Origin of the sequence: Thioalkalivibrio sp. XN8 (assembly GCF_011058255.1) — a bacterium.
Taxonomy (GTDB): Bacteria; Pseudomonadota; Gammaproteobacteria; order Steroidobacterales; family XN24; genus XN24.
Genome location: NZ_JAALFH010000062.1, coordinates 89,181 through 108,391, shown reverse-complemented (window position 1 = coordinate 108,391; position 19,211 = coordinate 89,181). Strand labels below are relative to the sequence as shown.

Annotated in this window: 19 protein-coding genes; 5 read left to right on the top strand and 14 right to left on the bottom strand. The window is 64.1% G+C overall.

The window, feature by feature from the left end; translation table 11 throughout:
* Positions 1–37 precede the first annotated feature (37 nt).
* The 4 genes from G6N75_RS09255 to G6N75_RS09240 are packed head-to-tail and all read left to right on the top strand — an operon-like array spanning position 38 to position 3,426.
* Positions 38–1,072, top strand: coding sequence for an LLM class flavin-dependent oxidoreductase (locus G6N75_RS09255; protein WP_165348064.1), 1,035 nt, complete (start codon positions 38–40; stop codon positions 1,070–1,072).
* A 5-nt stretch (positions 1,073–1,077) separates the two neighbouring features.
* Entirely contained in the window at positions 1,078–2,664 is a 1,587-nt protein-coding gene (locus G6N75_RS09250; RefSeq protein WP_165348063.1) for an amino acid adenylation domain-containing protein, read from the top strand.
* Entirely contained in the window at positions 2,633–3,175 is a 543-nt protein-coding gene (locus G6N75_RS09245; protein ID WP_346765514.1) for a GNAT family protein, read from the top strand. The genes G6N75_RS09250 and G6N75_RS09245 overlap by 32 nt, the downstream gene beginning before the upstream one ends.
* Complete coding sequence (locus G6N75_RS09240; protein ID WP_165348061.1) at positions 3,172–3,426, top strand: phosphopantetheine-binding protein; 255 nt, start codon at positions 3,172–3,174, stop codon at positions 3,424–3,426. The genes G6N75_RS09245 and G6N75_RS09240 overlap by 4 nt, the downstream gene beginning before the upstream one ends.
* Before the next feature lie 33 nt (positions 3,427–3,459).
* On the opposite strand, the gene G6N75_RS09235 is transcribed toward G6N75_RS09240, so the two are convergent.
* The 13 genes from G6N75_RS09235 to rfbF form a co-directional block, all read right to left on the bottom strand.
* Positions 3,460–4,152 (bottom strand): ElyC/SanA/YdcF family protein, encoded by a 693-nt coding sequence (locus G6N75_RS09235; RefSeq protein ID WP_165348060.1) that lies wholly within the window; start codon positions 4,150–4,152, stop codon positions 3,460–3,462.
* Positions 4,152–5,132 carry an NAD(+) synthase gene (gene nadE, locus G6N75_RS09230; RefSeq protein WP_165348059.1) on the bottom strand — a complete coding sequence of 327 codons (981 nt, stop codon included), beginning with the start codon at positions 5,130–5,132 and terminating at the stop codon, positions 4,152–4,154. Before nadE ends, G6N75_RS09235 begins: the two co-directional genes overlap by 1 nt.
* Positions 5,129–6,055: a HemK/PrmC family methyltransferase gene (locus G6N75_RS09225; protein ID WP_165348058.1), complete on the bottom strand. Its 927-nt coding sequence runs from the start codon at positions 6,053–6,055 to the stop codon at positions 5,129–5,131. Before G6N75_RS09225 ends, nadE begins: the two co-directional genes overlap by 4 nt.
* The gene (locus tag G6N75_RS09220; RefSeq protein ID WP_165348057.1) at positions 6,052–7,617 is read right to left on the bottom strand and encodes an AMP-binding protein; all 1,566 of its coding nucleotides are present in this window, start codon (positions 7,615–7,617) and stop codon (positions 6,052–6,054) included. The genes G6N75_RS09225 and G6N75_RS09220 overlap by 4 nt, the downstream gene beginning before the upstream one ends.
* 17 nt (positions 7,618–7,634) lie before the next feature.
* Positions 7,635–7,892 carry an acyl carrier protein gene (locus tag G6N75_RS09215; protein WP_165348056.1) on the bottom strand — a complete coding sequence of 86 codons (258 nt, stop codon included), beginning with the start codon at positions 7,890–7,892 and terminating at the stop codon, positions 7,635–7,637.
* Positions 7,893–7,931: 39 nt separating this feature from the next.
* Positions 7,932–9,872: an asparagine synthase (glutamine-hydrolyzing) gene (gene asnB / locus G6N75_RS09210; protein ID WP_165348055.1), complete on the bottom strand. Its 1,941-nt coding sequence runs from the start codon at positions 9,870–9,872 to the stop codon at positions 7,932–7,934.
* Between the two features lie 26 nt (positions 9,873–9,898).
* A complete protein-coding gene (locus tag G6N75_RS09205) occupies positions 9,899–10,612 on the bottom strand; it encodes a hypothetical protein (RefSeq protein WP_206203039.1) in 714 nt (237 codons plus the stop codon).
* 43 nt (positions 10,613–10,655) lie between these two features.
* Positions 10,656–11,609 carry a glycosyltransferase family 2 protein gene (locus tag G6N75_RS09200; protein WP_165348053.1) on the bottom strand — a complete coding sequence of 318 codons (954 nt, stop codon included), beginning with the start codon at positions 11,607–11,609 and terminating at the stop codon, positions 10,656–10,658.
* Positions 11,610–11,656: 47 nt separating this feature from the next.
* The gene (locus tag G6N75_RS09195) at positions 11,657–12,757 is read right to left on the bottom strand and encodes an NAD(P)/FAD-dependent oxidoreductase (RefSeq protein ID WP_165348052.1); all 1,101 of its coding nucleotides are present in this window, start codon (positions 12,755–12,757) and stop codon (positions 11,657–11,659) included.
* Positions 12,758–12,778: 21 nt separating this feature from the next.
* Positions 12,779–13,915: a class I SAM-dependent methyltransferase gene (locus tag G6N75_RS09190; protein WP_206203038.1), complete on the bottom strand. Its 1,137-nt coding sequence runs from the start codon at positions 13,913–13,915 to the stop codon at positions 12,779–12,781.
* 98 nt (positions 13,916–14,013) lie between these two features.
* Entirely contained in the window at positions 14,014–15,243 is a 1,230-nt protein-coding gene (locus tag G6N75_RS09185; protein ID WP_165348051.1) for a class I SAM-dependent methyltransferase, read from the bottom strand.
* Positions 15,244–15,263: 20 nt separating this feature from the next.
* Positions 15,264–16,301 carry an SDR family oxidoreductase gene (locus tag G6N75_RS09180; RefSeq protein WP_206203036.1) on the bottom strand — a complete coding sequence of 346 codons (1,038 nt, stop codon included), beginning with the start codon at positions 16,299–16,301 and terminating at the stop codon, positions 15,264–15,266.
* A gap of 14 nt (positions 16,302–16,315) precedes the next feature.
* Positions 16,316–17,086, bottom strand: coding sequence for a glucose-1-phosphate cytidylyltransferase (gene rfbF, locus G6N75_RS09175; protein ID WP_165348049.1), 771 nt, complete (start codon positions 17,084–17,086; stop codon positions 16,316–16,318).
* A gap of 338 nt (positions 17,087–17,424) precedes the next feature.
* On the opposite strand from rfbF, the gene G6N75_RS09170 reads away from it, so the two are divergent.
* The gene (locus G6N75_RS09170) at positions 17,425–18,312 is read left to right on the top strand and encodes a sialate O-acetylesterase (protein ID WP_165348048.1); all 888 of its coding nucleotides are present in this window, start codon (positions 17,425–17,427) and stop codon (positions 18,310–18,312) included.
* 51 nt (positions 18,313–18,363) lie between these two features.
* Here the strand turns inward: G6N75_RS09170 and G6N75_RS15115 are convergent, their stop codons facing one another.
* A complete protein-coding gene (locus tag G6N75_RS15115) occupies positions 18,364–19,020 on the bottom strand; it encodes a putative Ig domain-containing protein (RefSeq protein WP_206203035.1) in 657 nt (218 codons plus the stop codon).
* Between the last annotated feature and the right edge of the window lie 191 nt (positions 19,021–19,211).

The window sequence follows — 19,211 nt, the reverse complement described above, 5'->3', positions numbered from 1 at the left end:
AAAACCCCACGCAATCTCAGGAGTCGTCGCGCAAGTTATGTCCAGTGAAGTTAACCGCAGTACAACGCCGACGTTCCGCGATATCGACGTCTTCTCGACGTGCCCGCAATCCAAGGACAGCGCGAGTCCCGATTATCTTGCGCGCGTGGCCGATGTGGCGCGCTGGAGCGAGGAGGCGGGCTGCCGCGGCATCCTCGTCTACACCGACAACTCGCTGGTCGATCCATGGCTCGTCAGCCAGGAGATCTTGCATGCGACGGAGTCGCTGGCGCCCCTCGTCGCCGTCCAGCCCATTTACATGCATCCCTACTCCGTGGCCAAGATGGTGGCCTCGATGGCCTTCATGCACGGACGCCGGCTTTACCTCAACATGCTGGCGGGCGGCTTTGTCAACGACCTCCAGGCACTCGGGGACGAGACCCCGCACGACGACCGTTACCTGCGCACCGGCGAGTTCACCCAGGTCATCCGCGGCGTGCTGGAGAACCCGCGCGGCTACAGCTTTGAGGGGCGCTACTACAAGGTCCAGGGCCTCAAGATGTCGCCCCCGGTCCCGGACGAGCTGCAGCCGGGCATTCTGCTGTCCGGCTCTTCGCCGGCCGGGCTGGCCTGCGCCCAGCAGGTCGGCGCCACTGCGATCCGCTACCCCCAGCCGCCGGGCAAAGAGCCCGGGCTGCCGCCGGACGCCGGGATCGATTTCGGGGTCCGGGTCGGGATCATCGCGCGCGACACCCCTGAAGCGGCCTGGGCCGTCGCGGAAGAGCGGTTCCCCGAGGACCGGCGCGGCGAGCTGGAGCACCAGATGGCGATGAAGGTCTCGGACTCGCACTGGCACAAGCAGCTGTCGGCCAGCGACGAAGGCCCGGCGCGCGACGTCTACTGGCTGCACCCCTTTAAGTCCGGCAAAACCTTCTGCCCCTACCTGGTCGGCAGCCATGCACAGGTGGCGAAGCTCATCGCCGGTTATATCGCGCAGGGCTTCCGCACCTTCATCCTGGACATCCCGCCGGACCAGGAGGAGCTCGAGCACACTGGCCAGGTCTTCCGCCTCGCGATAGCGGGCCAGGACTGAACTGGATGGCCGTCCGCGAACTGCAGGACTACCTGCACCGCGCCGCCGAGCGCTGGCCGGACGGCGTGGCGCTGCGCGACGGCGACGACACGATCTCGTTCGTGGGCCTGGCCCGACGGGCCGGGGTGATCGGCGCCCGCCTGGCGGCGGCGGGACTGGCGCCCGGGGATCGGGTGGCGGTCATCGCGCCCCGCTCGATCGATACGATTGCCGGCATCCTCGGGGTGCTCGAGGTCGGCGGGGTCTACGTCCCGGTCGATGCCGACAGCCCGGCGCCCCGCGTGGCCCATGTGCTGCGGGCAGCAGCGCCGCGAGTGGTCATGGTTTCGGCGGCTGCCGCCAAGCTCCTCGATGGTGTGTTGGCCGAGCTCGATACGTTGTCCGCCCAGGTCATGGCGCTGCAGGAGCAGCCGCTCGCCGGCGATCGATTCCAGAGCTCGCTCGACCTCGGGGGCCTCGAGAGCGATGCGCCGCTGCGGCGCAAGGGGCGCTCCTCATATTCCCCGGCGCACCTCCTTTTTACTTCTGGCTCCACCGGCGTACCGAAGGGCGTGGTCATCACCCATGCCAACGTGATCTCTTTCGTGGATTGGGGCGTTAAGCATTTCGGCATCAGACCCGGTGAGCGGATCTCGGCCCATTCGCCGCTGGCTTTCGATCTCAGCACCTTCGATCTCTATGGTGCCCTGGCCGCCGGCGCGGAGCTGCATTTCGTCCCGAAGAGCGCCAACATCCTCGCGCCGAAACTGCGCGAGTTCATCGCCGATCGCGAGCTCACCCAGTGGTTTTCGGTGCCCGGGGCGCTCAACTTGTTGGCACGTTTCGATGTCGTGCGGCCAGGGGACTTTCCTGGGCTGAAGCGGATGATCTGGTGCGGCGAGGCGCTGCCGACTCCGACCCTAATTTACCTGATGGAACGCTTGCCGCACGTCCAGTTCACCAACCTCTACGGCCCGACCGAAGCAACCATCGCCTCGAGCTGGTACTCGCCGACCGAGAGGCCCGCAGACCCGCGGGCCGAGATTCCCATCGGGCAGCCCTGCGAGGGAGAGCGACTGCTGGTGCTGGATGGCGAGATGAAGGAATGCCCGCCGGAGGTGGTCGGCGACCTCTATATCGCGGGCGTCGGCCTCAGCCCCGGCTACTGGCAGGACGCGGAGAAGACGGCCGCCGCATTCCTTGACTGGCCGGCGCCCGGGGGTGGCGCCCTGCGGATCTACCGGACCGGCGACCTTGCGCGTCGAGGAAGCGATGGCCTCTATTACTTCCACGGCCGCGCCGACACCCAGGTCAAGAGCCGCGGCTACCGCATCGAACTGGGCGAGATCGAGGCCGCAATGCATACGCTGGCCGGACTGCGCGAGTCCGCGATCGTCGCCGTGGATGCCGCGGACTTCAACGGTAAGACCATCTGCTGCGCTTTCGTTCCTGACGGCGACGAGATGGCGGAAGCGGCGGTTCTGCGCCGCGCCTTGTCGGCGTTGCTCCCTTCCTACATGTTGCCGAGCCGTTGGGAGCGGCTGGAAGCGCTGCCGCGCAATCAGAACGGCAAGGTCGATCGTGTCGCTTTACGAGGATTGTTCGGGGCCTGAGGTGCGCTTACTGGAATTGGATAACGAACTGATCGAGCTTGCAGCCGGGTGGACCGCCGACCCGGCCCATTCACCGTGGTTGGATTTCGGTGAAGATGTCCACAGCCTCACTCCGTTGACGCTGCGCGCGATGTGCTTGCGACCCGTGCACTGTCTCCGGATATTTACGGCGGGCGATGAGACGGAGACGCCGGCCGGCCTGGTGGCGTTTAGCAATATCGCTCCTGAGTCACGCACCGCCATGGTCTGGTACGTCCTCGGCGACAAGCGTTTCGCGCGCCAGGGCCTGACCAGTCGTGCCGTCGGCGCGCTGCTGGCGCATGGCTTCGGCGAGCTCGGACTGGAAAGCGCCTGGGCGTGGGTGGCCACGGGCAATCCTGCCTCGGAACGCGTGCTTGAGCGGCACGGGTTCCGTCGCATCGGCATCCAGCGCCGCTGCCACCGTCTCGGCGACCGCACGGTCGACCGGACGCTGTTCGACCTGCTCCAGGAAGAGTTCGCTAGCCAATGAATACCCCGACGCCTGTCACTATCGAGGACCTCACCCGACTCTTCCGCGAGCGGCTTAACCTCATCGTCGACTCGCCGGACGAGGACCTGTTCGAGTCGGGCCTGGTGGACTCGCTGTCTCTGGTCGGGTTGATCTACGAGCTCGAGCAGCAGTACGGCATTAAGATCGACGTGCTCGAACTGGACTTCGAGGAACTGCAGTCCCTGCGCCGGATCGCGAATTTCGTGGAGCGGCAGGTCGAGGCGCAATAGCCAGGCCAGCGATTGATCCGGTCCTATCGCTGCCTAGCGCGTCTCGCCCCAGTGCTCTTGATGGCTGCCAGGCTCCGGCGCGCGAAAACAGCAAACCGTCCAACCGAGGCTGATCAGTTCTCCCATGACGGCTTTCGCACCCGCGCTGCTGCGCCACCAGGCCGTCGGGTCGTAACCGTCCGCCTCCGCCGCGAGGATGCCGACGCGAACACGGGGGCCGAGCGCCAGCCGGAAAAGCCGATGCGAACGTCGTGCATGGACGCCGCCGGACAGGATGTCGAGTGCTGCGGGGGCGAGTTCCTGCTCATCTAGCCAGTAACGCAGCATCACCGCAGACAGGAACGTCCGGTTCTGCGCCGAGGCGGGCGCTGGGACGGAGTGGATCTGATCAGCAGGCACGCCGCTGCGGACCAGGTAATCCGAGGCGCGGTCGGCATACGAGGGGAAGTCGTCTGAATCGGACCAGGACTCGATCGGCCCCCCGGTGGTCACGACGAGCCGATAGGCTCCGTCTCGATACAGCGCGACGGCCCGGTCCAGCGCGCCTTGCGAGAGCCAGCCCTCCACGACCAGGATGGTCGCATCTTCGGCAGGGCGCTCCACTGCCAGGAACCCGTGCACGTGGCGAGCGGCAGCGAGGACCCCAAGCGCGAGCACGCCAATGATGACCAGCCAGCTCCGCCACGTCGGCAGCATCACCAGGCGGCGCGTGAACCAGCGGCTCACTACCGGATCTCCGGCACGTCCTCGACCAGCAGCGGCGGGAGCTGGAGATAGCGGGTCGAGCGGCGCTTGGCGGCGATATCCTTGCAGACGAATGCTGCCTGGTCGTCGGTGATGCCGAGTCCCGCGGCGATCTCGTCGGCCCCGAGGCCGTGGTTCACGCCCCACAGCGCCAAGTCCATCTGGTGGTAGGGCAGGGCGAAGTAGAACTCATCCTGGCCCTGCACCAGGCTGTAGGTGTCGGTGGTCGGTGCGGCGCGTCGTACTTCTTCGGGAATGCCCAACTTCTCGGCCAGCGCATACACCTGGGTCTTGTACAGGTGGGCGATCGGCTTGAGGTCGGCGGCGCCGTCGCCGTTCTTGACGAAGAAGCCCTGGTCGTACTCCAGCCGGTTGGGCGTGCCGACTACGGCGTAGTTGAGCCGGTCGGCGTGGAAGTACTCGAGAGTCTTGCGGATACGCTGCTTGAAGTTGGTCGCGGCGACGATCTGCAGGTAGCTGTTCAGGCCGAGGCGGCGTTCTTCCTGTTCCCCGTCCGGCCGCTGCACCACCAGCACGAAATGATTCACGCGGCCCTCCTGGCCGCCGCGGATCGCCAGCTTGTGCGGCCAGCTGCCGTCGTAGTCCGGGAATTCGGCCCGGATCGCCTCGTCGCGCCAGCGGTAGCAGCCGATGGCCTCGAGCGTCCCGGAGATGTCCTCCGTCAGGGTGCGGATGCCGAGGGTGTCGGCCACCAGCTGGCCGCGCGGCGTCGTCGCCGAAGACGAGTCGGTCTCGGGCATCAGCAATCCCTGGACCCGCTCGGCGCCGACGGCACGCGCGCTGAGCGCGGCGCAGACGGCGCTGTCGATGCCACCGGAGATGCCCAGCACCAGGCCGCGCCGGTGCAGCTTCGTCGAGAGCTGCGTCCGGATCGCCTGGCAGATGCGTTCGATCTCGGCCTCAGCGTCGAGTTCGAGGACGCCCGGATGCAGTCGGCTCATGAGTCGGTTCCTCCGTGGGGCGGCTCGAAGCGCGCCTCGATCACGCGAATCTCGCCCCGCTTGTCGGCATGTTGCAACACCTCGCTCCAGGCCGGCTGCCCAGCCAGGCTGCGGGCGAGCCCGGGACCCTGGCCCAGGCCGACCTCTAGTACCAGCCAGCCGCCGGGGCGGAGCAGGGCGGGCGCCGAGGAAAAAAGCTTCCGAATGATGCCGACGCCGAAGGGTCCGCCGTCGAAGGCGAGCCTCGGCTCGTGCCGGCTGATCTCGCCCGGCATCTGCTCGACCCGGCCGCTGGAGATGTAGGGCGGGTTGCAGGTGATCATGTCCACTCGGCCGAGGAACTCCCCGGTCTCGAACGGGGCCAGCAGGTCGCCGCAGCGGAACTCCACGCGCTCGCGGTCGAGGAAGCGGGCGTTTTCCCGCGCCAGGTCGACCGCGTCTTCCGACAGGTCGGCGCCGAAGACGCGGGCCTCCGGCAGCGCGCCGGCCATTGCCAGGGCGATGTTGCCGGCGCCGGTGCAGACGTCGATCACCAGCGGCGATGCTTCGCCGATCGACCTCAGCCGGTCGATGGTGGTGCGTGCCAGCTGCTCGGTCTCGCGGCGTGGCACAAGGGCTGCGGGTGAGGCCAGCAGCACTTCGCCCAGGAAATCCTGGCGCCCGGTCAGGTGGGCCAGTGGCGTGCCTTCGAGGCGCTGCGAGACGAGTGTCTCAAGCCGGGCTGACTGGTCTGTGGACAGCGCTCCCGGAGCGTAGCTCGGCAGTTCGCTCAGCGCCAGCCGGCGGCCCTCGGCCAGCGCCCAGAGGCACAGCAGGGTCGAGCGCGGGGTTTCGTCCGGCTTGTCGGGCAAGATCTCCAGCTCGGCCTCGAGCCTTGCCAGCAATGCGTCGAACTGCGGCTGGAGCTCGGCCGTGTCGCTCATTGCAGTGCCTTCCGATCGATCTTACCGTTCGGCGTCTTGGGGAACTCTTCGAGCACCACGACTTCCTGCGGCACCATGAAGTTCTCCAGCCGTTGGGTCAGCTCGAAGCGCAACCGCCGCGGGTCGAGCGCGGCTCCCTCGGCCGGGACGACGAAGGCCTTCACGGCCTGGCCCAGCGTCGGGTCGGGGACGCCCACCACCACCGCCTCGCGGACCCCGGGGATGCTGCACAGCGCCGCCTCGACCTCGGCCGGGCTGACTTTCTCGCCTCGGGTCTTGATGATGTCGTCGCTGCGGCTGAGGAAATACAGGCAGCCATCCTCGTCCATCCGGAACCAGTCGCCCGTGCACAGCACGCGCTCACCCTCGAGCTCCCCCGGATGCAGTATCTTGGCCGTGCGCTCCGGGTTGTTCCAGTAGCCGCGCATGAGGTGCGGGCCGCGCACGTGGAGAATCCCAGGCTCGCCGACCGGCACCGCTTCGCCCTCTGGGGAGCGCAGGTAGACCTCGGTGCCCGGGATGGCGATGCCGACCGAGCCGGGCTTGCGCTCCAGCCACTCCGGCGGCAGGTAACTGACCCGCTTGCACTCGGTCAGGCCGTACATGGAGAAGATCAGCGCATTGGGGAAGATCTCCCGCAGTGTCTCCAGGTAGGCAGGCGGCAGCGCGGCAGCCGTGTTGGTGACACGCCGGACCGAGGGAAAGCTGAGCGGGCTGCGCCGGTGCGCGGCGATCATGATGGCGTAGACGGTGGGGACGCCCGGAAAATGGGTGACGTCGTGCTCGCGCATGCGCGCGAATACCTCGGCGGGGTAGGTGAAGGAGCGCTCCAGCACCAGGGTCGCGCCGATGCGCACCGCCATCAACAGCTGGTACAGCCCATAGTCGAAGGCCATCGGCAGCACATTCAGCATGACGTCGTCCGGCGCGAGGCGCTGGTATTCGACCAGGCTCCCCGACGCGAAGGTCATGGATTGGTGGGAGTGCATCACGCCCTTCGGGTTGCCGGTGCTGCCGGAGGTGTAGATCAATGCCGCCAGGTCGCTCGGGATGGTGCCCGGCGGCTGGGGCGCAGCGGGCGCGGCATCGAGCACGCCGGCCAGCGGCTCGGCCTCGACCTGGCGGCCGCTCAGCGCGCCGGCCGCCGCCGGGTCGCCCGAGAACAGCACGCTCTTTACGCTCGGCACGTCGTCGGGCAGGCCGCCGGCTACGGGCGCCAGGTGGCTATCGGTGATCAGCGCCCGGACCGAGCAGTCGTTGCAGATGAAGCGCAGCTTGTCGTGCTTGGTCTGGGGGTTGACCATGACGAACACCCCGCCCACCTTGAGCACGGCATAGATCGCCGGTGCGCAGGCCAGGGTGTTGTCCATGAAGATGGCGACCCGGTCGCCGCGGCGGACGCCCCGCTGCTGAAGGGCTGCGGCGAGCCGATCGGACTGACTGGCGAGTTCGGCGTAGGTCAGCTGCTCGTCGCCGACATGCACCGCGACCTTGTCGGGCGTCGCCTCGGCCCCGTCCGCCAGCGCGTCGTGCAGCAGGGCGCGGTATGCGGGGCGTCCCATGGGTGGCCGGGCGCCGCTCAGGCGGCGGCGCGCTTGCGCTCGACGAAGGCGGTGAGCCGGCTGACGGAATCCAGGTTCTCGGGCAGCAGCTCCTCGTCGGCGATCTTCACTCCGAACTGTTCCTCCAGGAAGAAGATCAGCTCGAGGACGCCGGTGGAGTCGATGATGCCGCGGTCCAGGAAGGACTCGTCGTCGCCGAGCGCACTGGTGTCGCTCGTAAACAGGTACGTCTCAAGGATGTACTGCTTGATCTGGTCCTTGACCTCGGTCGACATGAGTGCGCTCCCCCAAACCCGATGCTGTCTGCTTGTTATCTATGACGTGACCTGCGCCGGCCGCTCTTCGACGAACGTCCGGTGCCACAACTGGGTCGACAATACGCCAAGAAACGCCATGTTATCTTTGAACCCGATCACACGCCCATGCTCGATCTTCTTCAACAGGTGCTGCACGCGCTGGGCGTCGAAATAGCCGGTAGCCTGCAATGACTCGGGGCTCAGGCACTCCCGCACGTAGTCCGGCGGGCCGCCTGCGCCGAAGAAGGCGGCGATGTCCGGAGCCCTGTAGGGCTGCTTGTAGCGCGCCACGGTCTCCCGTGGCAGGTGCCGTGTCAGTGCCTTCTTCAGCAGGTATTTCTCGTTCAGCCCGCGCATCTTCATGGTCGGGTGCAGACGATTGGCGAACTCGATGATGCGGTGGTCGAGGAAGGGGAAGCGACCCTCCACCGAGTTGGCCATCAGCATCCGGTCGCCCTGGCTGTTCAGGAGATACCCGGCCATCAGCGTCCGGGCCTCGAGGAACTGGGCCCGGTTGAAGGAATGCCAGCGCGAGAACCCGGCGGGCAGGCGCGCGGCCAGTGTCGCCTCGGGATCATCGGTGATGGTGGCGCGGAATTCCGGGCTGAAGAAGTCGCGGGTCTTGCCGGTCGTGGACCATCGTGGCAAGTGGGAGAACCCCATCGCCTCCGGGTCGTCCAGGCCCTGGCCGAAGAACTGCTTCAGGTACGCGCTGCCGCTGCGCTGGTTCAGGTCGAGGTACGGATAGAGCTTCTTCAGCAGGGCGGGGCGCCACTTCGAGTCCGGCTGGCGGGCCCAGAACTGGCGGATCTTGGCCTCCTTGAACAGGTCATAGCCACCCAGCACCTCGTCGGCGCCTTCGCCGGTCAGCACCACCTTGTAGCCTTGCTGCCGCACCAGGCCCGAGAGGATCGACATCGGCGCCGGGGCGGTGCGCAGCACGGGCGCCTCGGTGCGCGCGATCACGCGCGGGAAGATGTCGGCGATGTCGGCGTTGCGGCACAGGATCGAGGTGTGGTCGGTGCCGAGGTGCCGGATCATCCGCTCCTGGTGCTCGGTCTCGTCCACGCCCGGGTCCTCGAAGCGGATCGAGAAAGTCCGGAGATGAGGATGGCCGGAGTGCTTCACCAGGCCCGCGATGCCGGAGGAGTCGAGCCCGCCCGACAAGTACGCGCCCACCGGCACGTCGGCGCGCAGCCGCAGCCGCGTCGCGTCGAGCAGCAGCTCGTGCAACTCCTCGGCCAACTCTTCGGCGCTGCCGCGGAGGTATTCGCCGTCCCCCGGGAAGGTCCATTCCCAGTAGCGCTGTCGGCGCAGGCGGCCGTTCTCGACCACGACCATCTCGCCCGGTGAAACCTCCTCGACGCCCTGGAACAGGGACGCCGGGCTGACCGGTGCCCAGAAGGTCATCAGCTGGTTCAGCGCGGCCGGGTCCAGTGCCGGCCGACGCCGCATGGCGGGCAGCAGCGCCTTCACTTCCGAGGCGAACAAGAGCCGGCCCGGGTCGTGGGTGAAGTACAGCGGCAGGATGCCGGGCCGGTCGCGCACCAGCAGCAGCCGGCGGCGCGGCGCGTCCCAAAGGGCGATGGCGAACTGGCCGTTCAGGTGGCTCGGGAAATCGTCGCCGTATTCCTCGTAGGCGTGGACGATGACCTCGGTGTCGGTCTGAGTGTAGAAACAATGGCCGCGCGTCTCAAGCTCCGCGCGCAGCTCGACGTAGTTGAAGATCTCGCCGTTGAACACCGTCCAGACGGTCTGGTCCTCGTTGTGGATCGGCTGGTCGCCGCCGGCGAGGTCGATGATGCTCAGGCGGGCGTGCCCGAGGCCGATGCCCGGCTCCGTGTAGTAACCGGTGCCGTCGGGCCCGCGCGGCGCCAAAGCCGCCACCATGGGCTCGAGTTCGCGGCGTGTTACGATGCCGTCGCCTTCGAGATGGAGGATGCCCGCGAGGCCGCACATCAGTTGACCGACCCCAGCCGCTGCCGTCAGCCTTTGATCGCCAAGACGAACTGGCTGAAATACTCTGCCGTAAGATCCGGGTTAATCACTCGCGCTGGAACGCCTGCAACGATGGTGTTCGAGCCTACCGATTCGATCACGACGGTATTCGTTCCGACAACAACTATGTCTCCGATGCTAATTGGACCGAGTACTTTCGAGCCAGCCGACATGATCACGTTGTCGCCAATCTCCGGTCGAGGCCCGGTCTTGGTGCCCAGCTTGTCGCCGATCGTAACCCCCTGGAAAGTTGAGAAATTCTTACCGATTTTCGAGCGGGCCCCAATTACTGTGCCGACGCCGTGTATGACCTTCAGTCCAGGCCCGATCTCAGCAGAGTAGTAGATCTCCACTCCCGACTGGATTCTCGCTGTTGCAGCGAGAATATCCTGCAGTTTCTCCGCTCCGGCTAGGTAGAGCTCGTGATTGATCCGATAGAACAGTGTGGCTACGACGGTAGGCAAGAGGGTGATCTGGTCGAAAAGGTCGCCGGGCGAAGCGGGCTTGATACTCCAACGGCCGAGATCCGCGCCGAATTTCTGTAGTCCCAGAACGACACAATCTGCGAGCGGGCCTTGTGACAAACGGTCTATGGCACCCAAGTGGCGGACGAGTGGTGTAGCACGCATGCAATCCCTGAGGAAACCGACCGTACCAGAAATCCACGGAGACGCATCAACTGGCGTGTCAAAGAGAACCACCGGTTCGTCGCCATACGGCAATCTCATAATCTTACCAGCCCTGTCATTTCTCTTTAATAGCTTGATTGTGTCGGCGAAGTCCTAACTTCCTGAGGCCATGCTTGACGGTTCTCCTAAGGAACGGCAAGTGCCTTTTTCTCCAAACCCGTCTGACGTAAAAAAATAGAAATGAAGCTTGAGCGCTGAGCTTTTCCGATAGTGACATATTCGACCGCCATGCTACTGTGGAAAACTCCCGCAATAGCCTGGTGGCCGATGTCTTGAGTTCCAGGTGTTGCTCTGGTCGGTAACTTTTGAATACTGCTTGACGATTCTTGTAGTGGGCTACTCGCTTTAAGCGATGCGCCAAAACATGATTCACATGCGCGAAGTGGCCGATAAGGCTGAGTTCCACGGATAGCACGAGATCCGCATGCTCCATCATCCGGATCAGGCCCGTTTTCATCAATACATCGCGGCGAATCGCGCTGTAGACGGGGTCGTATTCCGCATCACCGGCTTTGAAGAAGAACAGCATCATCCGGAGACGCTCTAAAGGACTTTCGCTTTCGAGTCGCTGACCTTGATACTGGCCAATGCGCACGTGACCGTACTCATCGCGGATATCGAAATCGGTTGTCACCACGATGGCTCCCGGATTGTCTTCCGCCGCCGCGACACATCCTTGCGCGTAATTCGGTTCCAGCCAGTCATGACCACCGATCAGGCGGACAAACTCGCCCTGGCACGCGCGAATTACGAAATTGACATTGTCGATTAGGCCAAGGTTTTGCTCTTGGCAATAAAGCCGGACCCGGCCATCTCTCTCTGCGTACTTCTGCAGAATCTCTCGCGTGCCATCGTCGGATGCATTATCCGAGATCACCAGCTCAATATCCGCCAGCGTCTGGCCGAGGATACTGTCGATGCATGTCTCTATGGTCTCGACTTCGTTGCGAACAAACAGGCCGAAGCTGATACGCGGCGGTGGATCAGAATCGCGGTGCGTGTCGGGCATTGCTTTATTCCCCTTGAGAGAACGCGGCATGGTCGCGCTGGTGCAGGTCAGTCATCAAGTAGGGCGACCTTTGTGCCTATCGCCAATGATGCCGTCAGGCCCGGCGACTCGATCCCCAGGAGAGAGATCAACCGGGCGCCGCCGTTTTCATCTTGGCGGCTGATTACGAAATCACGGTCCGTTTCCCCGGGAGCCGCGAGCTTGGGCCGCACGCCCGCATAGGCCGGCACCAGGTTGCGGTCTCGCACCTTCGGAAAGTACCGGGCGACAGCAGTGCGGAATGCCTCCGCTCGGTCTTCGCTGACGTCATAGCAGGGGGCGTCGAGCCACTCCGTATCGGGCCCAAGTCGGGCCCGGCCGGCCAGGTCGAGCGTGACGTGCGTGCCCAGGCCACCGGCCGCCGGCATGGGGTAAATCAGGCGAGAGAACGGGCTCTTGCCGCTCAGGGTGAAGTAATTGCCCTTGCAAAAATACATTTTCGGGACGTCACTTCTTGGAAAACCCTCGATGGAGGCAAGAACGTCAGCCGCCTCCAGCCCGGCGGCATTGATCACGAGGGGGGTTGCCAGGCAGGGCTCCGGTGCACCGTTGATGGCCACCTCGAAAACACCCGGCCCGCGGGAAATCGAGGTGACCCGATTGTCATAAGCGACAGCTCCGCCTGCAGCCTCGAGGTCCGCGACCAGGGATTGCATCAGCGCGTGACTGTCGAGAATGCCGGTTGAGGGGGAGAGCAGGGCAGAGTCGCAGACCAGCTCCGGCTCAAGCGCCCGGGCTTCGGCCCCGGTCAGCCATTGCAGGTCTGCGACGCCATTTGCGGCGGCCCGCTCGGCCAGTTCTTCCAGCCGGCTGCGTTCGGTTCGCTCCACCGCGACGATCAGCTTGCCGAGCCGCTTGTGGGGAATCCTGCGCCTCTCGCAGTAGTCGTACAGCAGCGCCTTGCCCTCGACGCACAGCTTGGCCTTGAGGGAGCCGGGCGGGTAGTAGATTCCGGCGTGGATGACCTCGGAATGGCGGGCACTAATGCCTGTGCCGAAGGTCGATTCGGCTTCCGCGACGATGACTTCGCGACCGGCCAGCGCGAGTTCCCTTGCGACCGCCAGGCCGACGACCCCGGCCCCGATGACGATCGCGTCCACAGTATCCATAGACCTGAGCTCGGCGCCCCGCTACAGGGCGTGCAGTTGCGGTTGCAGGCCGAGCCGCTCGAGATCCCGCTGGATTTCGGGGACGTAAACCCGGTTCATCACGATGACGACATCCGGACGGAATCCAAGCAGCTCTTCCGGTGAAAGGATTCTTTGCCCTGTGCCCGGCATGAAGCAGCCCTGGCGGAAAGGGTTGATATCCACCGCGTGGGCGACATGATCGGAGCCGGGAACAGCCGCGAGGAAGGCGACGGCCTTGGAGCCGGAACCCCAGAGCACGACTTTCTGGCCGTCCGCCCGCCAGCCAGCGAACTTGTCGCGCCACTCCTCGATCCGGGCCGCGAACCGCGCCGGGAAGGTGGCGACCAGTCCGGCGAGTTCCGCCAGGTCGTCCGCGGCCGCGAGACCTGCGGAATCCTCGTTCGCCGTCGGTGCGGCTTCGACTGCCAGATACTGGTCGCCGTAGGTGATGTCAATGTTGCGGACGGCAAAGCCCAACTGGGAGAACAGCCGGGACAGAGACCCCGCAGTGAAATAGGAGCAGTGCTCGTAATAGATGTCCTCGAAGGCCACGTCGGCCAGGATGCGCTTCGACTCGGGGACCTGGATGAAGACCAGCCCGTCCGGCTGGCGGGTGACCCGGGTGGCCGTGCCGAGGAAATCGTTCGGCGTGGGGATGTGCTCGAGGGTCATCTTGCAGCAGACGAAATCCGCGCTCCGGTCCGTATAGCTCTCCGAGAAAAAGTCGCGAATGACCTCGAAGCGGCCGGAGCCTAGCGCCTTGCCGCGCGACTCGGAGTATCCGGGGTCGTAGCCCAGGCCGCGATTCTGGCCGAGCTCGCACAACAGGTTCAGGAACTCGCCCTTCCCGCAGCCGATCTCGATGATGTCCTTGTCGCGCAGCTCGTGCCGCTCCACGATGTCCCGCGCCAGCCGCTCGTGAAACTCGTTAAACGTGGGTGAGAAAGCCTGCGTTTCCTCGTAGCGGCCGGAATACTCGGTCAGCCTGGGATCGAAGGCCGTGTTCGAGACGAAGCCGCACTCCGGGCAGAAGCCGAGGCGGATGTCGCCGCGCGGCCACGCCTTCGCCGCCTGGGGCGTGTCGAAGAGGATGCAGCTGTTGGTCGGCACCCCGCTGATCTCGAGAAAGATCTCCATGGCTCCCGACTTGCAGGCAGGACAGGACGGCTCCGGTAAAGGTGCGGCTTGGTTCAGCATTGCGTTGGTCTTGCTCATGGCTACCTGCTGGCGCTCGTTCAGACGATTACGGGTTCCGGGATGGGGATGATGAACTTCCCGCCGCCTCTACGGAACTCCGCCTGCTGGGCGAGAATCTCATCGGCGAAGTTCCAAGGCAGCAGGAGAGCGTAGTCAGGGCGGTCCTCCAGCAGCCGGGCCGGGTCGAAGATCTCCTGGCCGGTGCCGGGCATGAATCGTCCCTGCTTCACCTTCGCCCGGTCCACTACGTAGGGGACCAGGTCGGAAGAGATACCGAAGTAGTTGAGCAGCGTGCAGCCCTTCGCGGGCGCGCCGTAGCCGGCGAGGCGATGGCCCTGGTCGCGCAACCCCCCGATCATCTCCAGCAGGCGCCGTCGAATACCCGCGACGCGGTCGCCGAAATCAGTGAAGTAATCGATTCGCGTCAGTCCGAGCTGCTCCTCTTCGGCGAGCAACGCGGTCACCCGGGCACCGACGCGCTCGACGGGCTCGATGAAGAGCCGCAGCGAGCCGCCGTGGATCGGTATCCTGCGGATGTCGTTGAGGTAAAGACCGTGGCGGCGCAACAGGCGGTCCACCGCGGTGACCGAAAAATAGCACAGGTGCTGGTGGTAGATGGTGTCGAACTCACAGTGATCGATGAGATCCCGCACATAGGGGAACTCGATGACCGCGACGCCATCCGGCGCCAGGATCCGGGAAATGCCCGCCACGAAACCGTTGGTGTCGGCCACATGGGCCAGCACGTTGTTGGCGTGCAGGACGCTCGCGCGCCGGCCCTCGGCCGCCAGGCGCTCGGCGAGTTCGATCGTGAAGAAATCCTGGATGGTTTCAACGCCGATGGCCTGTGCCGCCTTGGCCGGGCCTTCCGCCGGGTCGATCCCGAGCACGCCGATGCCGCGGGCCAGGTAATGCTTCAGCAGGTAGCCGTCGTTGCTGGCCAGCTCGATCACGAAGTTCTCTGGACCAAGCCGGCGCTGCGCGATGATCTCTTCGACATTCGCCAGGGTGTGGCGCTGGAGCTCGTCCGAAACCGAGGAGAAATAGGGATAGTCGCGGCAGAACAGCTCTTCGGGCGGCACCGTGTAGTCGATCTGGACCAGGCTGCAGTCATGGCAGAAGACAAGCTGCAGCGGATACTGGGGCGCGTTCTTCGCGGCCTCGAAATCCCGCATTAGGCCGTCCGCCAGCGGGCTCATACCCATGTCGAGCACGGTGTCGATCCTCGACGATCCGCAACTGCGACACGATTGGATTTGACCATACATGGGCTGGGTCTCGCTTGGACTCAGGCGGATCGGGACAAAGATTCAGGCGCGATACGGCGCAGCCGATTGTCGACCACGCCGTCAGCGACGAGCTTCTTGATATGGGCAATGCGTTTGAAGCGCTCGCCCTCGAAGTCCTCGAGCTTCAGGCCCACCTCCTGGAACTTGGCATACAGCTGCTCGATACCCCGGCGCGCCGTCCACTGCGGCTTGAAGCCATGCAGGGTGCGGGCGATGTGGTTGCAGTCGACCCGATAACACCGCAGGTCGGGGCCGGCATCCGGCGCGAACTCGACTCTGGAACCGGGCACGATCTCCTCGACCAGCCGGGCGATTTCCTGGATCTGGTAGTTCTCGGTCGTGGTTCCGACGTTGAAGGCTGCGTTGTGTACCGCCTCGGTGGGCGCCGTCAGGGCGGCGATGTAGGCCCGGCAGATGTCTTCGACGTGGACGATCGGGCGCCACGGCGTGCCGTCGCTCTTGAGGTAGACGCGTCCCGTGGTAAAGGCCCACGCCGTCAGGTTGTTAACCACCAGGTCGAACCGAATCCGGGGAGACATGCCGTAGGCCGTCGAAGCGCGCAGGAACACCGGGCTGAAATCATCGGTCGCCATCTGCGATACGGCGCGCTCTACGTCCACCTTGGAAATACCATAAGGCGTGACCGGATTGAAGCTGGCCGACTCGTCGAGGAACCTGTCGCCCGCCGCACCGTAATTGCTGCAGGAGGAGGCGAAGACGAACCGGCCGACGCCGGCCTTCTTGGCCAGTTCCGCGACCCGGACCGACGCGCGATGGTTGATCTCGTCGGTCAGCGAGGGGTCGTAATCGCCCAGCGGGTCGTTCGAGAGGCCGGCGAGGTGGATCACCGCATCGTGGTCTGCGACGTCCTCCAGGGTGGCGTCACGCGTGTCCTTGATAACCTCCGGGACCTCCGCGAGTTCCCCGTCGAAGGTGCACTCCTTAAAAAGATCGCTGTCAAGCCCGGTCACCTCGAGGCCCTGCTCGAGCAGCATGGGCACCAGGCAGGAGCCGATATATCCCTTGTGTCCAGTCACCAGTACTCGCATCGTTAACTCCAGGTTTTCCAGGGCGCGTTGCCGGAGTTCCACAGCGTCTCGAGCAGGTGCTTCTCACGCAGCGTATCCATGCATTGCCAGAACGAATCGTGTTTGTAGGCCATCAGCTGGCCGTCCGCTGCCAGCCGCTCCATCGGCGCATGCTCGAACATGACATCATCGCCGTCTATGTAATCGAACACCCCGGGCTCGAGGATGAAAAACGCACCGTTGATCCAGCCCTCGGCGGTCTGCGGTTTCTCCGAGAACTTCGAAACCTGCTCGCCGGCGAATTCCATGTAGCCGTAGCGGGCGGGCGGGCGTACGGCAGTTACCGTCGCGAGCCTGCCATGTGAGCGGTGAAATTCCAGCAAGCGCCCGATATCCACGTCCGAGACGCCGTCACCCCAGGTCAGCATGAATGGCGAGTCGCCGATCCACGGCTGCAGGCGTTTCACGCGCCCGCCGGTCAAGGTGCTCATGCCGGTGTCAACCAAGTCTACTTGCCAGTCCGGCCTGTCGCTCTCGTGGCGGCGAATCTCGCCGTTGCCGGTTCGGACGCTGACACTGGAGCCCAGGGTGGCGTAGTCGTAGAACCAGCGCTTGATGTATTCGCCCTTGTAACCGAGTGCGACCAGGAACTCGTTGAACCCAAAGTGCGAGTAATGGCGCATGATATGCCAGAGAATCGGCATGCCGCCGATCTCGACCATCGGTTTCGGGCGAATCGTGGTTTCCTCAGCGAGGCGCGTGCCGGCGCCGCCGGCGAGAATTGCAACTTTCATTTCGGTCCTTTTCGCGCCGCATATGCGGCAACCCAGGGCTTAGTTTCCCATAAGCTCTGACTCTTATTACCCTCGTTAGAACATAATCACGAGGCTAATTCACCAGTGTTGTTCGCAAGCACAGTTGCCTGCTCGAATAACGCGTGGCCGGTTGGCATTAGAAAGAACTGCAGCGATGAGCATCCTGCAGGTCCCACCAATAGTTTCCCGCATATAATCATCAATTTGGACAGATTGGAACGTGAACCAATTCCGAATTCTCCAAGACCAGAACCCCCTTGGGCGCTATCTGGTATCCGGGTATTCGTGGCACGTCCGGTAATCGCAGGAAAGAACAAATGAGAACAATGTTGACGTTGTTACTTGTTGGTGCGTATAGCCTGGCTGTATTCGGTTACGGCGTCGGGGTCGGTAAGTATCAATGGTTCCCCTACGAAGCCATCAAGATTCTGAAAGGGTCGGGAAAGGAGCCGTCAGGCCTGGAATTCGATGCCATCGGAAGATTGGTGGCTGACGCATCCAAAACTGAGGCCAAATGCCCGGTTCAAACGGACAAGTTGGGAGTGCTGCTCGTTATCGGCCAGAGTAATGCGGCGAATCACGCCGAGTACAAATACCAGTCAAGCGAGCTCGCAGGGGTGTACAACTATTTTGATGGCAAGTGTTATGAGGCATCCTCGCCGCTGCTGGGCTCGACCGGACGAGGCGGAGAGTGGCTGAGCAGAGTTGCAAGCCATCTGGTATCTCGGGGCGTATACGAGGAAGTTGTTGTCGTATCAAGTGCTATTACGAGTACACCGGTAGCAAGATGGGCGGCCGGGAACGATTTGAATGAAATGCTGAGGTCCGTGGTCGCGAATGTTCGACCGATATACCGGGTTACGGATGTGGTCTGGCATCAAGGCGAGTCCGACCATAGATACACTTTCACGGAAACCTACGAGGCTATGTTCTTGAGCATGTTGAGCACCTTGAGAGGTGAAGGTGTCCAGGCTCCGATCTTCCTGTCGATCGCGAGCACTTGCGGAGAGGACCTGAAATATCCGAACAGGGTTACTGAGGCGCAAACCCGGCTGGCGCAACTTGACGGTGTAGAAATCGGAGTGAATACGGACGAACTACTGACCATGGAGATGCGTTACGACACCTGCCACTTTGCACGAGATGGGCAGGAGTCTGCCGCCTTAGAACTCGCACAGATAATCGCCGATTATCACACCGACTGACCCTGGCCGCGCCTTGAGCTGATCTGGCAGCCTCACAACTGGGCCAGAACGCTAGATCGTCTTGCTCACTTCCTGCGACAGCTGGCTTTCGAGCCCGTCGGCTGTCTTGGAGCGGATGGCGAAATACCAGGTGCCCGGTCCGAGGCCGCCGATGAAGTAACGGGTCGTGCCGGCACCCAGTTCTACGACGTTGTCGTAGTCCCGCGAACGCTGTCCCCAGAGGACTTCATAGCCCTCCAGTTCGCCGATCGGCGAGCCGTCCACCCGCTCAGTCGGCGGCATCCAGCTTAGCGTGGCCGAGCCCGTGGCCGCGCCCTGCGCGATCACGTTGACCGAGAAGGGGCCCAGGCTCGAAGTGGCCTGGCCGTCGCTCACCGTGAGAGAGATGCCGCTCCAGGTGCGCACGTCGCCTGCGCTGGGCGTCCCCTGCACCAGCCCCGTGCTCGAGTTCAGAGACAACCAGTTCGGCAGGCTGTTGGCCGAAACTGTTAGCCGGTCGCCGTCCGGGTCCGAAATGGTCGGCTGGAACCGCCAGGACTGGCCAACCGTCACCGACGACGGCGGGGTGCCCGAGATCGACGGCGGGGAGTTGCTTCCCGGCGGCAGCGTGCCGCCCGCTGACCGGTCATCGTTACCGAGACAGGCTGCCAGGAAGACGCTGGCGACCACGGGCAAGAACCTGAGGCTTCTCGCGTACCTGAAATTCATCAGAACTCCGTCGGGCGGATAGGTGCGCCGCCCGGCGCTGGCTGGGTTGAAATTCGCGCTGTTCTAGCAAGTCGAATTAAGTCAAACAAGGGGTAAAAGCCGAAATTTTAATTAATAAACAGAAACTTGCGCATGGGAGGGCAAAAGTCCAGGCCCGTTAAAGCTTAGAAATCGGCAGCTTGTGGCGATTC